We start from the raw sequence: 12,067 nt of genomic DNA on the forward strand, positions 1-12,067 counted from the left end.
TGCTTATTGAACCACCTGTGCACTTTCGCCACAGTGCCCGGCGTGCGCATCTCCACGAAGCTGGGCCTGGGCCTGACGCTGACGAGCGCCATCATCCTGGGCTCCTACGGCTACAGCCAACTCCAGAAGGAGGAGCACGACCTGCGGACGGCCACCGAGCAGGCGGCGCGGCTGCTGGCCACGGCGCTCCAGGTGGCCATGGAGAACGCGCTGCGGGACGGGCAGGCGGCGGACGTGAACGAAATCCTCGAGTCGTTGGACCACCGGGACCCGACCGTGGACGTCTTCGTCTTCGACGCCCAGGCCGTGCCCCTGGTGCGCTCCCCAGGCAGCTCGCAGACGCTGCACCTGGTGGAGGATGCCTCCCGGCAGGTTCTGAAGACGCACCACTCCCTCACCCGCTTCACGGGCCCCGAGAAGCTGTCGCACCTGCTCATCGTCCTGCCCCTGCACAGCGACGACAGCACCGTCGTGGTGGGGGCGCTCGCCGTGTTGAAGCCGCTGGACGGGCTGCGGCAGGACCTGGAGTCCACCAGCCGCTCCACCGTGCTGTCGGTGCTGACGCTCATCACCGGCATCTCCCTGGTGGGCTGGCTGCTGCTGATGCTCTACCTCCAGCGCCCCCTGGAGCGCGTGGTGGGCGCGATGCGCGCGGTGCGCGGCGGCGACTTCACGGCCACCGTGACGCCCGGCAGTGACGACGAGGTGGGCGAGGTCGTCCACGCCTTCAACGGCATGGTGAAGGAGCTGGGCGAGGCGCGGCAGCGGCTGTCGGCCGAGGCCGAGTCACGGTTGGCCCTGGAGGCGGGCCTGCGGCGCGTGGACAAGCTGGCCGCCGTGGGACAGCTCTCCGCGGGGCTGGCACACGAAATCGGCTCTCCCCTGCTCATCCTCAACGGACGGGCCCAGGCGCTGGCCGCGCGCGCCGAGCTGCCCGACGACGTGCGGCGCAACGCGCGCATCCTGGTGGAGCAGTCGGAGCGCATCGAGCGCATCGTCCGCCAGCTCCTGGACCTGGCCCGCCGCAAGCCGTCGAAGCTGGAGTTCCTGGACGCGCTCGCCTCCGTGCGCGCGGTGGTGGAGCTGCTGGAGTTCGACGCGCGCGGGCGCGACGTCCGGCTGACGTTCCATTCCGAGGAGCCGCTCCCCCGCGTGCTGGCGGACGGAGACGGCTTGCAGCAGGTGACGCTCAACCTGCTCACCAACGCGCTGCGCGCCACGCCCCGAGGCGGCGAGGTGCGGGTGACGCTGGCGCCGTCCACCTTCCACCCCGCCCCTGGCCTGCGCGAGCGCCACGGCGTGCGCCTGTCCGTGGAGGACACCGGGGTGGGCATGGATGACGCGGCGCTGGAGCGCGTCTTCGAGCCCTTCTTCACCACCTGGAGCGCCCACGCCGGAACGGGCCTGGGCCTGCCGGTGGTGAAGGCCATCATCGACGAGCACGGCGGCGCCGTGTCGGTGACGTCACGCCCGGGCCAGGGCACGCACTTCGTCGTGCACATTCCTTCCGAGAAGGAAGAAGTAACGGGGGCGGCATGAGCACTCCCAGAAGGCGCCTGCTCATCCTGGATGATGACGCGGGGGTGGTGGACTTCCTCTGCGAATCCCTGGACGCGCGGGGCTATGAGGCGGTGGGACGCACCTCGCCCGAGGAGGCGCTGGCCCTCTTCGAGCGCGAGTCCTTCGACCTGGTCATCACCGACGTGGAGATGCCCCGCCTGCGCGGCACGGAGGTGCTGGAGGCGCTGCTGACGCGCAAGCCGGGCCAGCTGGTGGTGCTCATCACCGCCTTCGGCAGCGTGGAGCTGGCGGTGGCGGCGGTGAAGGCCGGCGCCTGCGACTTCGTCACCAAGCCCTTCAACATCGACGCGCTCGTCCTCACGCTGGAGCGCGCCTTCCGGGAGCGGCAACTGCGCCGCGAAATCGTGCGCCTGCGCGCGGCCGTCCCCGGCGACACGCCCGGCGGGCTGGTGGCTCGCAGCCCCGCCATGCAGAAGGCGCTGGAGGTGTCCCGCCGCGCGGCGCGCAGCGACGCCACCGTGCTGCTCACCGGCGAGACGGGCACCGGCAAGAGCGCCCTGGCGCGCTTCATCCACGACGCCAGCAGCCGGCGCACCCAGCCCTTCCTCCAGCTCAACTGCGCGGCCCTGCCCTCGGGGCTGGCGGAGAGCGAGCTGTTCGGCGCCAGGCGCGGCGCCTACACCGACGCGCGCGAGGACCGGGCCGGCGTCTTCGTGTCGGCCGGCGGCGGGACGCTCTTCCTGGACGAAGTGGGCGAGCTGTCGCTGGAGGTGCAGGCCAAGCTGCTCCAGGCCCTGGAGACGGGGCGCGTGCGCCCCCTGGGCTCGAGCACGGAGACCCCCGTGCGCGCCCGCGTGCTGGCCGCCACCAACCAGCCGCTGGAGGTGCTGCTGCGCGAAGGCCGCTTCCGCGCGGACCTCTACTACCGCCTCAACGTCATCCGCATCGAGGTGCCCCCGCTGCGCGAGCGGCGCGAGGACATCCTGCCCCTGGTGGACTTCTTCCTGGGGCGCCTGGGCGAGCAGCAGCAGCGCGAGGTGCTGGGCGTGTCCGCCACCGCGCTGAAGCGGCTGATGGCCCACGCGTGGCCCGGCAACGTGCGCGAGCTGGCCAACCTGCTGGAGCGCGCGGTGGCCCTGGCGGACCACGACACGCTGGTGCCGGAGGACTTCGACCTGCCGGGCGGCGGCGGCGACGGCCTGACGTCGCTGCTCAGCCGTGCCTCGGGCGAGGACGCGCCCCTGGAAGAGGTGGAGCGCGCCTATGTGCGCCGGGTGGTGGAGGCTCAGGGAGGCAACAAGGCCGCCGCCGCGCGCATCCTGGGCATCAACCGGCGCACGCTGTACCGCAAGCTGGACCTGGACGAGTGAGGCCGCGCCTCAGTCCGCCAGCGGCATGCCCCAGTCCGGCTGGCCGCGCTCGCCCTTCACCCAGCGGTACACCTCCAGCACCTGCTCCGCCTTCGCCTTCCAGGTGAAGTGCTTGAAGATGCGCTCCCGGGCGCGCTCGCCCATGGGGCGGATGACGGACGGGTCCGCGGCCAGCTTCGTCAGCACCTCGCGCACGCGCAGGACGATTTCCTCCGGCGTCCCCATCTGGATGGCGAAGCCGGTGGCCGGGCTCACGATTTCCCCCGGGCCGCCGTAGTCCATGACGATGGGCACCAACCCCAGCGCCATGGCCTCGCACACCACCGCGCCGCCGAACTCGCGCACGCTGGGGAAGCCGAAGATGTGGTTCTTCGCCAGCCGGCCCTGGAGCTCCTGGTGCTTCACCCAGCCGGCGAAGGTGACGCCGGACTCGATGCCCTCGCGCGCCGCCTGCGCCCGGAGGTTGGCCATCTCCTGGCCGTCACCGATGTACTCCAGCACCACCTTGCCCTCGCGGATGAGCGGCGCGGCGGCCTCCATCAGCATGGCCATGCCCTTGTACGGCACGAAGCGGCCCACGAAGGCCACGCGCAGGGGCAGCTCCACCGGGCCCTCCGACTTCTCCGTGCCGAAGCGCCGGGTGTCGATGGCGTTCTCCGGCACGTACACCGTCTTGCCCTGCCACTGCCCCGACACCTGCCCCCGCGTGGCGCGCGAGCCGGTGATGATGGCGGACGCGTTCTCCCGCGTGGACTTGTAGAAGGGCATCAGCTTGTAGACGTCACGGATGTAGCTCAGCCACTCCTTCTCCCGCCGCCGCGCGCCGCCAAAGCCCTTGGGCCAGGGCAGGCCGCCGTTGAGCGGCCCCATGACGAAGGGCACGCCCGCCTTCTTGCACCGCGCCGCCAGCGTGCTGGGCGTGGTGGGGCTGATGGGCGTATAGCGGTGCACCAGGTCGAACTCACCCGCCTCGATGCGCGGGCCGAAGCGGCGCCAGAGCACCTCCTCGAAGTAGTAGTAGGGCAGCGCGCTCAGCGCGGTGGCCGTCGTCCAGCCCACCCCCGTCTTTCCCCGCAGCACCTCGCCCACCTTGTCGAGCGGCTTCTCCACCGGCGTGGAGTCCAGCGCGGTGAACTGCGAGCCCTCCTGCACGCCCTGCTTGAGGATGTTCTCCCGGTTGCGGACGTGGGTGACCAGGTGCACGTCCGCCACGTCGGCCAGCGCGCGGTAGAGCGACCAGCCTTCGAGCGGGACACTCACCCAGTCGGGGTTGCACAGCTCGGCAATCAGAAGGACGCGTGGGCGGGGAGCAGGCATACGTGCCACTCCATCTATCCCAACCCGCTCTCCGGATGTAGCCTCCTCCGGGTCTCGATGTACGCACCCGACCGGCCGCCCTACCTGCGCTACGGCGCACTGCTTGCTTTCCTGGTGCTGGCCACCGTGGGCGGCGCCGTCATCCACCCCGTGGTCGCGTTGGCCCCAGTGCTGTGCCTGGGGGTGGTGTGGGTCATCCTGAAGGTGCCGGTGAAGTACCCGGTGCTGGTGGTGACCTGGCTCGTCCTGGCGGTGGACTACGTGCCAGAGCGGCCCCAGTCCGGCCTGTGGCCCTCGCCGCTCCACCCGCTGGGCGAGCTGATGTTCGCGCAGCTCAGCTACATCACCAAGATCGGGGCGCTGCGCTTCCCGCTGGTGGACGTGCTCATCCTCGGGTTGATGGGGCTGGCGATGTACCGGCGGGTGACGAAGTCCACCATCGACCCGGAGCCGCTGCCCATGCCCCGGCCGCTCATCGCCGTGGTGGCGCTGTCCCTGGTCGCCATCCTCTGGATGGAGGTGCGCGGCATCGCCCGGGGCGGGGACTTCAAGAACTCGCTGTGGCAATGGCACCAGGCCGCGATGATGCCCTTCATCGTGGCGATGTATCACTACGCCATGCGGGGCCCGGAGGACTGGCCCGCCTTCGCGAAGACCATCATCCTGGCGGGCCTCACCAAGTCCGCGGTGAGCACCTACTTCGCCATGGTGGTGGTGCACGAGCTGGGCGTGGAGGTGGAGTACACCACGTCCCACTCCGACTCGATGACGTTCGTCTTCGCCCTGCTGGTGGCGACGCTGCGCTTCGTCGAGAAGCCCAAGTCCGCGCACATGCTGCGCGGCCTGGCCATCATCGCCTTCATTGGCATTGGGATGATTTTCAACGACCGGCGCCTGGCCTATGTCAGCTTCGCCGGCTGCCTGCTGGCGGCCTTCCTCATCAACCCGTGGACGCCGCTGAAGCGGTTCCTGGTGCGGACGCTGCCGTTCTTCGCGCCGTTCATCATCGTGTACATCGCCGCGGGGTGGAACTCCGGCTCGTCCGTCTTCGCGCCGGTGCAGACCATCCGCTCGCTGATTGACGGCCAGGGCGGCGAAGGCAACCTGGACTACCGCGACATCGAGAACCTGGACATGATTGCCACGTGGGCCCAGTTCCCCATCCTGGGCACCGGCTACGGGCACGAGTTCCTGGAGCCCATCCCGCTGCCGGACATCGCCTTCGTCTTCCCCCAGTACCGCTTCCACCCGCACAACTCCCTGCTGGGGCTGTTCGCGTTCGGGGGGATGCTGGGCTACACGGGCGTGTGGATGTACCTGGCCGTCACCATCTACCTGGTGGTGCGCTCGTATCACCGCACCAACGTCTCGGAGTACCGCGCCGCCGCGCTCATCATCGTGGGACTGGTGGCCACGTACATCAACCAGGTGTTCGGGGACATGGGCATCATCTCGTACATCTGCACGTTCCAGATATCGCTGGCCGTGGCCATGACGGGGAAGCTCGCCGTGCACACCGGCGCGTGGCCCATGCCCCACAGCCGGCTGCTGGGCCCCGCGCCCGCCGCGCCCGTGCCACCGCCCGGCGCCATCACCTACCCCAACGAGGAGGCCCCGCCTCCCGCCGCGAGCCAGCGCTGAGCGCGGCGGCTACAGCAGGGTGCCCCGGAGGATGAGCTCCGCCGTGGTGAAGTAGATGACCAGCCCGCTGACGTCCACCAGCGTGGCCACGAAGGGCGCGGACGCGCTCGCGGGGTCGAAGCCGAGCCGCCGCAGCAGGAACGGCAGCATCGAACCCGCCAGCGTCCCCCACGTCACCACGCCCAGCACCGCCAGCCCCACCGTGAGGGCCACCCGGAAGGCGTGCTCGCCGTAGAGGTGGAACAGCACCTGCCAGAGCAGGATGCGCGCCACGCCCACCGAGCCCAAGACCAGCCCCAGCGTCAGGCCGGACAGCAGCTCCCGCCGCAGCACGCGGACCACGTCCCGCAGGCGCACCTGCGCCAGCGCCAACGCGCGGATGACCAGCGTGGAGGCCTGACTGCCGGCGTTGCCTCCCGCGGAGATGATGAGCGGTACGAAGAGGCTGAGCACCACCGCGCGGGCAATCTCATCCTGGTAGCGCGTCATGGCGGTGGCGGTGAGCATCTCCGACAGGAAGAGCACCAGCAGCCAGCCCGCGCGCTTCTTCAGCATGGCGGGCAGGCCCACCTCCAGGTACGGCGCCCCCAGCGCCTCCGTGCCACCCACCTTCTGGATGTCCTCGGTGGCCTCCGCCTGCACCACGCTGACGATGTCATCCAGGGTGACGATGCCCTTCATCCGCCCCTGGTCGTCCACCACGGGGATGGCCGCCAGGCCGTACCGGGCGAAGAGGCGCCCCACCTCCTCCTGGTCCGTGTCCTCCCGCACGCGAATCAGGTCCGTGCGCATCACCTCCCGCACCGCCTTGTCCGGCGTGGCCTGGAAGAGCTGGCGCAGGGAGACCACGCCCTCCAGGCGCTGTGCCGCGTCCAGCACATAGGCGTAGTAGACGGTCTCCACCTGCTCGCGGGCCTGCCGGCGCAGGTAGCTGAGGGCCTCATCGATGCGCAGCTCCGGCCGCACGCGGACGAAGCGCGGGTTCATCAGCCCACCGGCGGCGTCCTCGCCATACGCCAGCAGCGCCCGCACCTCGCGCAGGGACGGCGCGTCGAGCAGGGCCAGCCAGACCTCCCGCTCCTCGGGAGGCAGCCGCCGCACGACGTCCGCCGCGTCGTCCGGCGCCAGCACCCGCAGCCACGTGCCCCGCTCCCCGGGCGAGAGCGCCTCGAGCAACCCCAGTTGCGAGGGAGGCTCCAGGGTGGCGAAGAAGTCCCGCGCGCGCTCGGGCGGCAGCAGGTGGAAGCCCTCCACCCGCTCTCGCGCCGACAGCGCCGGCCACGCGTCACGCAGCTCGTCTTCGTGGACCAGCTCGGCCTCGGGCTCCATCCGCCTCCCCCCTCTTCCCCCAACCCAGGCAGGCGGCCCGGCGGCGTCACGGCGCGGGCTTGCCCGGCGCCACCGGCAGCACGACGTGGAAGGTGCTGCCCATGCCCTGGCTGCCGGGAGACTCCGCCCAGATGCGCCCGCCGTGACGCTCGACGATGCCCCGCGCAATCGATAGCCCCAGGCCCAGCCCGCCGTAGGAAACCCCGTGCGCGCGGCCGAAGCGCTCGAAGATGTCCTCCAGCTTCTCGCCGGGGATGCCCAGCCCGTGGTCCACCACCTCCACGTGCACGCGCCCCGCCTCCTCGCGGGCGGCGAGCCGGATGCGCCCGCCCTCCGGTGAGTAGCGCAGCGCGTTCGACACCAGGTTGGTGAACACCTGGTCCAGCCGCTCGCGGTCTCCCGGCACCACCAACCCCTCGGGCGCGTCCAGCTCGATGTGCTGGCCTTCAGGCAGCGGCTCGAAGTGCTCGGCCACGTCGCGCAGCAGCGCGCCCACGTCCAGCGCCTTCGGCTCCACGTGCAGCTCGCCCCGCTGGATGCGCCCCACGTCGAGCAGGTTCTCCACCAGCTTCGCCATGCGATTCACGCTGCGGTGGATGCCGTGCAGCGCCTTGTCCACGCCCGGCGCCAGCGTGTCGCCCGCCTTCACCGAGGCCAGGTGCGCATACCCCCGCGCGGCCTGCAGCGGCGTGCGCAGCTCGTGCGCCGCCATGGTGAGGAACATGTCCTTCGCCTCACTGGCCGCCCGCAGCGTCTCCACCGCCCGGCGCGCGTCGTCGATGTCCGTCGCCGTGGAGACCCAGCCGGCGAGCTGCCCCTGCTCGTCGCGCTCTGGAATCGTGCGCGTCAGGAACCAGCGATACTCGCCATCCGCCCGCCGCAGCCGGCACTCCTGCTCCAGCGGTTGGCCCTCGCGCTGGGCTTCCTGCCAGGCGTCCCGAAGGCTGGGAACGTCCTCCGGGTGCAGGCAGGACAGCGTGTCCTTCCACTTCCGCCCCTGCTCCGGCGACAGCCCCGCGTAGTCCAGCCAGCCCCGATTGGCGTAGCCGATGGTGCCGTCCAGCAGCAGCTCCCAGACGAACTGGGGCATGGTGTCCACCAGCCGGCGGAAGCGCAGCTCGCCCTGCTGCTCCAGCAGCCGGCGCTCGCGCGCCCACAGCGCGGACTCGTGCCGCTGGAGCCGCTTCTGCTGGAGGTACAGCCCGACGAAGGCCTCCACCTTCCAGCGCAGCACGTCCGGATGGAAGGGCTTCACCACGTAGTCCGCCGCGCCCACCGCGTAGCCGTGCACCAGGTGGGCTTCGTCGCGGCCGTGCGCGGTGAGGAAGATGATGGGCGTGTAGCGGGTGCGCTGGCGCTGGCGGATGAGGCGGGCCGTCTCGAAGCCGTCCACGCCAGGCATCTGCACGTCCAGCAGGATGACGGCGAACTCCTCCCGAAGCAGCCACCGCAGGGCCTCGGGGCCTGAAGACGCCCTCACCAACCGTTGCCCCAGCGGCTCCAGGACGGCCTCCAGCGCGAGCAGGTTGGCCGCGTTGTCGTCCACCAGCAGGACACTCGTGGCGAGCGGCTCCAGCCGGGTGAGCGCATGGAACGTGGGTTGCTGGGGCATTTTCACCCGCGATGCCTCCCTTCGTGCCTGCCCCCAGGCGGTCATGCGCCGTGGGGGGATGTGGCAACGGGTCCAACCCGCCGTGCCCGTGGGTCTCCGCCAGGCGGGCGAACCCAGCGCCCCCCGGTCAGGATGGCCCCATCATGGTGCCGCTCCAGGCCCCCCCACCAGTCCGCGGAGGGCCCGCACCGGGCCAGTGACGGCCGGGCAACACCTTCCAGCGCGGCGGGACTGCCTACCGTGTGGCCCGCGCTACACCACCGCCCGCTGGAGCATCTGCGCGAGCATGTCCGCGCTGCGCTCGCTGCTGAACGTCGTCTCCACCTTGCGGCGGCCCGCCTCACCCAGCCGGTGGGCCTCCTGGGCGTCGCGCGCCACGGCCTCCAGCTTGTCCGCCAGGGTGCGGGGCTGCTGCGGGGGCACGAGGATTCCGTCCACACCGTCGTCCACCAACTCCGGCACCCCACCCGCGCCCGTCACCACCACGGGTACGCGCATGGCCATGGCCTCCATGATGGCCACGCCCAGCGGCTCCTGGAGGCTGGCCAGCGAGAAGATGTGCGCACGCTCGATTTCACCGCGCACCGTGTCCTCGCTCACCGCGCCCAGCAACGTCACCGCATCGCCCAGGCCCGTCTCCTGGATTTTGGCCTCCAGCACCTTGCGGTACGTGGTGCCGCCGGCCTCGTCCTCGCCCGCGATGGACAGCCGCGCGTCCAGCCCCTTCGCGCGCAACATCCCCACCGCGTCGATGAGGTCCGCGTGCCCCTTGCAGGGGTTGAGGCGGCCGCAGGAGAAGATGCGCAGCGGGCCTTCACCCGTCCACGCCGAGTAGGGCACGGAGCGGTTGAACTTGCGCAGCTCCACGCCCATGGGCGCCAGCTCGATGCGCGACGGCAGCGCGCCGGCCAGCTCGTCATTCACTTCCTTGAGCAGCTTCTTCGTAATCACGAAGGCGAACCGCGCGTGCCGCCACTTCTCGCGCTGGTTGGGGCCGTAGTCGTCCAGCGGCCCGTGCAGCGTCAGGCTGTAGGGCAGCCCCGACAGGAGGTTCGCGAAGAGCGCCACGTGCGCGGCGTTGGCGCACGAATGGACGTGGACGTGCGTCCAGCCCCGCTCCCGCGCCAGCGACGCCAGCCGGCCGCCCATGACGGCGAAGGCCAACAGCTGCGCGCGGCCCTTCGCGTCCAGCCCTTCCGCTCGGGCGATGGAGGCCAGGCACCGGGCCCAGCCCGTGGGCATGGCGCGGGCCACCTCCGCGGCGGCCTTGGCGACTCCCAGCGGCCCCGGCGGCGTCAGGTACTCCGTGCGCGACATGGCCTCGCGCGCCCAGCTGTGCGAGATGATGCGCGCGGGAGGCGGACGCGTGGACACCAGCTCCGGCGTCACGCCCTTCCCCTGGAGCGCCTGCAGCTCGCGCCAGAAGAAGATGTGCGTCTGTCCGGGGAACTCGGGAATCAAATAGCCAATCTTCTGCACGGTGGATGGCATAACACGCCTGCCTGCCCCTGCCACGGCGTGGGTAGGGGCGCACCCAGCCCGTCACGCGCGCGGCGGGGCGGCTTCGCGAGCTCCACCGGGCCGCCTGGAGAGCGCGGGGCGAAACACCCGGCCCGGGAGGCGCTGAGGGTCGCGCGTCACCGGCGCGTTCCGCGGCAGCCAGGCGGGCCGCCGCGCCCCGGACTGCCCGGAGAGGCCGTTGGGCCGGCGCCACGCGTTGCGCTATACCGAGCCCCTCCCCATGGCAGCCGATTCCAGCGCACCTCCCGCCGACGCCACCTCGACCGACAGCGCCATTCCGTCCCCGGCGTTGCAACGGCTGTGGTTCGCCCTGGAGCGCCACGCGTGGGGCTTCCTCACGGTGGTGCCGGCCCACCCGGGCGCTCCGGCGCTGGAAGCCGCCACGGCCGTGCTGGAGGCGGGCGCGCCCTACGCCTACACGCAGAAAATCCACCTGGAAGACGCCATCGGCCTGTCGCCCACGGCCGCCGCGCAGAAGGTGCTGGAGCTGCGCGAGCGCGTGTCCCGGGGCGAGCGTGTCATCGCCGTCATCGACTCGTTGATGACCCGTCCGGCCAGCCTGCCGCTGGCGCTGGCCGCCGACGGATGCCTCCTCTGCGTCACCCTGGGCGAGACGGACTTCGGCGCCGCCAACAAGACCCTGGAGTTCGTGGGCCGCGAGCGCTTCCTCGGCAGCGTCACCTTTCCCCGGCTGACGAAGAAGCAGCGCCGGGCGGCGTCCCAGAAGAAGAAGGCATGAGCTCCACCTCCGCGCCCCGGCTCAGCGTCGTCATCGCCACGTACAACCGGCTGCCCCTCATCACCCGGCTGCTGTGGCAACTGGCCGGGCAGACGCTGCCGCCCGAGCAGTTCGAGGTCGTCGTGGTGGACGACGGCTCCAAGGAGCCCACCCGCGAGCCGCTGCAGGCCCTGGCCCTGCCCTACACCCTGCGCGTGGAGGTGCAGCAGAACGCGGGCGCCGCCGCCGCTCGGCACCGGGGCGTCATGGCCGCCCGGGGTGACGTGGTGCTCGTCACGGATGACGACATGCAGGTGGCCCCGGACTTCCTGGAGCGGCACCTGGCGCACCACCCGGAGGGCTCGCGCACCGTGGTGCTGGGCCGCATCCGGCCGGACCCGTCCATTGGCGACATGCCGTTGTTCGAGCGATGGTACGCGTACCTCAACAACCGCATGGCGGATGAGCTCTCCACGCCCGGCGCCCGCGCCCGCGGCGTCCACCTGTTCACCGGCAACGTGTCCTTCCCCCGCGCGGACTACGTGGGCGTGGGCGGCTTCGACAAGTCATTGGGACAGTCGGAGGACGTGGAGCTGGGCGTACGGCTGGAGAAGGCCGGCTGCGCCTTCGTCTTCGCGCGTGACGCGTACGTGCTGCACGGCAGTGACCACGTGTCCTTCGAGCGCTGGCTGAAGCGCGCGCACCGCTACGGCATGTTCGACACGCAGGTGGCCCGGAAGCACCCGGACGTGCGTGACGTCAACCCATGGCGGCTGCTCTTCCAGACCAACCCCCTGACCCGCCCGTTGCTGGCCGCCACCCTGGTGGCGCCGGACGCGTCACGCGTGCTGACGCGCGCGGTGATGCACGCCGCCAACGCCGCGGACAAGCTGGGCCTGGAGAAGGCCGCCTTCGCCGGCACCTCCGTGGTGTACGGGATGGAGTATCTGCGCGGCGCGCGCGGCGAGGCCGGCGGCTGGACGGGCATTGCCCGCGAGGTCGCCCGCTACCTGCAGGGCCGGGGGGAGTAGTCACACA

Annotated in this window: 9 protein-coding genes; 5 read left to right on the forward strand and 4 right to left on the reverse strand. The window is 71.3% G+C overall.

Annotation, left to right across the window (positions count from 1 at the left end; all coding sequences use genetic code 11):
* Positions 1-42: 42 nt before the first annotated feature.
* Positions 43-1,539: a sensor histidine kinase gene (locus HNV26_RS11635; protein WP_366816849.1), complete on the forward strand. Its 1,497-nt coding sequence runs from the start codon at positions 43-45 to the stop codon at positions 1,537-1,539.
* The gene (locus HNV26_RS11640; RefSeq protein WP_171442428.1) at positions 1,536-2,891 is read left to right on the forward strand and encodes a sigma-54-dependent transcriptional regulator; all 1,356 of its coding nucleotides are present in this window, start codon (positions 1,536-1,538) and stop codon (positions 2,889-2,891) included. Before HNV26_RS11635 ends, HNV26_RS11640 begins: the two co-directional genes overlap by 4 nt.
* 9 nt (positions 2,892-2,900) lie before the next feature.
* Here HNV26_RS11640 and epsH read toward each other — a convergent pair whose 3' ends face one another.
* The gene (gene epsH / locus HNV26_RS11645) at positions 2,901-4,208 is read right to left on the reverse strand and encodes an exopolysaccharide biosynthesis glycosyltransferase EpsH (protein WP_171442427.1); all 1,308 of its coding nucleotides are present in this window, start codon (positions 4,206-4,208) and stop codon (positions 2,901-2,903) included.
* Positions 4,209-4,265: 57 nt separating this feature from the next.
* Here epsH and wzy point away from each other — a divergent pair, with 57 nt between their 5' ends.
* On the forward strand, positions 4,266-5,849 hold the full coding sequence (gene wzy / locus HNV26_RS11650) for an exopolysaccharide repeat unit polymerase (RefSeq protein WP_171442426.1): 1,584 nt from the start codon (positions 4,266-4,268) through the stop codon (positions 5,847-5,849).
* A gap of 9 nt (positions 5,850-5,858) precedes the next feature.
* On the opposite strand, the gene mgtE is transcribed toward wzy, so the two are convergent.
* The 3 genes from mgtE to epsE form a co-directional block, all read right to left on the reverse strand.
* Positions 5,859-7,178 carry a magnesium transporter gene (gene mgtE / locus HNV26_RS11655; RefSeq protein ID WP_171442425.1) on the reverse strand — a complete coding sequence of 440 codons (1,320 nt, stop codon included), beginning with the start codon at positions 7,176-7,178 and terminating at the stop codon, positions 5,859-5,861.
* A gap of 46 nt (positions 7,179-7,224) precedes the next feature.
* Positions 7,225-8,790, reverse strand: a complete 1,566-nt coding sequence (gene epsF / locus HNV26_RS11660) for a response regulator EpsF (RefSeq protein WP_171442444.1) — start codon at positions 8,788-8,790, stop codon at positions 7,225-7,227.
* Between the two features lie 252 nt (positions 8,791-9,042).
* Entirely contained in the window at positions 9,043-10,269 is a 1,227-nt protein-coding gene (epsE, locus tag HNV26_RS11665) for an exopolysaccharide biosynthesis GT4 family glycosyltransferase EpsE (RefSeq protein ID WP_366816850.1), read from the reverse strand.
* Positions 10,270-10,531: 262 nt separating this feature from the next.
* Between epsE and HNV26_RS11670 the strand changes: the two genes are divergently transcribed.
* Together HNV26_RS11670 and epsD are read left to right on the forward strand one after the other, a co-directional pair.
* The gene (locus HNV26_RS11670) at positions 10,532-11,050 is read left to right on the forward strand and encodes a hypothetical protein (RefSeq protein WP_253816480.1); all 519 of its coding nucleotides are present in this window, start codon (positions 10,532-10,534) and stop codon (positions 11,048-11,050) included.
* Positions 11,047-12,060: an exopolysaccharide biosynthesis glycosyltransferase EpsD gene (gene epsD, locus HNV26_RS11675; RefSeq protein WP_140870223.1), complete on the forward strand. Its 1,014-nt coding sequence runs from the start codon at positions 11,047-11,049 to the stop codon at positions 12,058-12,060. Before HNV26_RS11670 ends, epsD begins: the two co-directional genes overlap by 4 nt.
* The last annotated feature ends 7 nt before the right edge of the window (positions 12,061-12,067 follow it).

Origin of the sequence: Myxococcus xanthus (assembly GCF_013116825.1) — a bacterium.
GTDB lineage: Bacteria > Myxococcota > Myxococcia > Myxococcales > Myxococcaceae > Myxococcus > Myxococcus xanthus_B.

Bases quoted from the DNA above. Each gene is read 5' to 3' on its own strand.
- epsF (WP_171442444.1), bottom strand. From the start codon at position 8,790: ATGCCCCAGCAACCCACGTTCCATGCGCTCACCCGGCTGGAGCCGCTC.
- mgtE (WP_171442425.1), bottom strand. From the start codon at position 7,178: ATGGAGCCCGAGGCCGAGCTGGTCCACGAAGACGAGCTGCGTGACGCG.
- HNV26_RS11670 (WP_253816480.1), top strand. From the start codon at position 10,532: ATGGCAGCCGATTCCAGCGCACCTCCCGCCGACGCCACCTCGACCGAC.
- HNV26_RS11640 (WP_171442428.1), top strand. From the start codon at position 1,536: ATGAGCACTCCCAGAAGGCGCCTGCTCATCCTGGATGATGACGCGGGG.
- epsD (WP_140870223.1), top strand. From the start codon at position 11,047: ATGAGCTCCACCTCCGCGCCCCGGCTCAGCGTCGTCATCGCCACGTAC.
- wzy (WP_171442426.1), top strand. From the start codon at position 4,266: ATGTACGCACCCGACCGGCCGCCCTACCTGCGCTACGGCGCACTGCTT.
- epsH (WP_171442427.1), bottom strand. From the start codon at position 4,208: ATGCCTGCTCCCCGCCCACGCGTCCTTCTGATTGCCGAGCTGTGCAAC.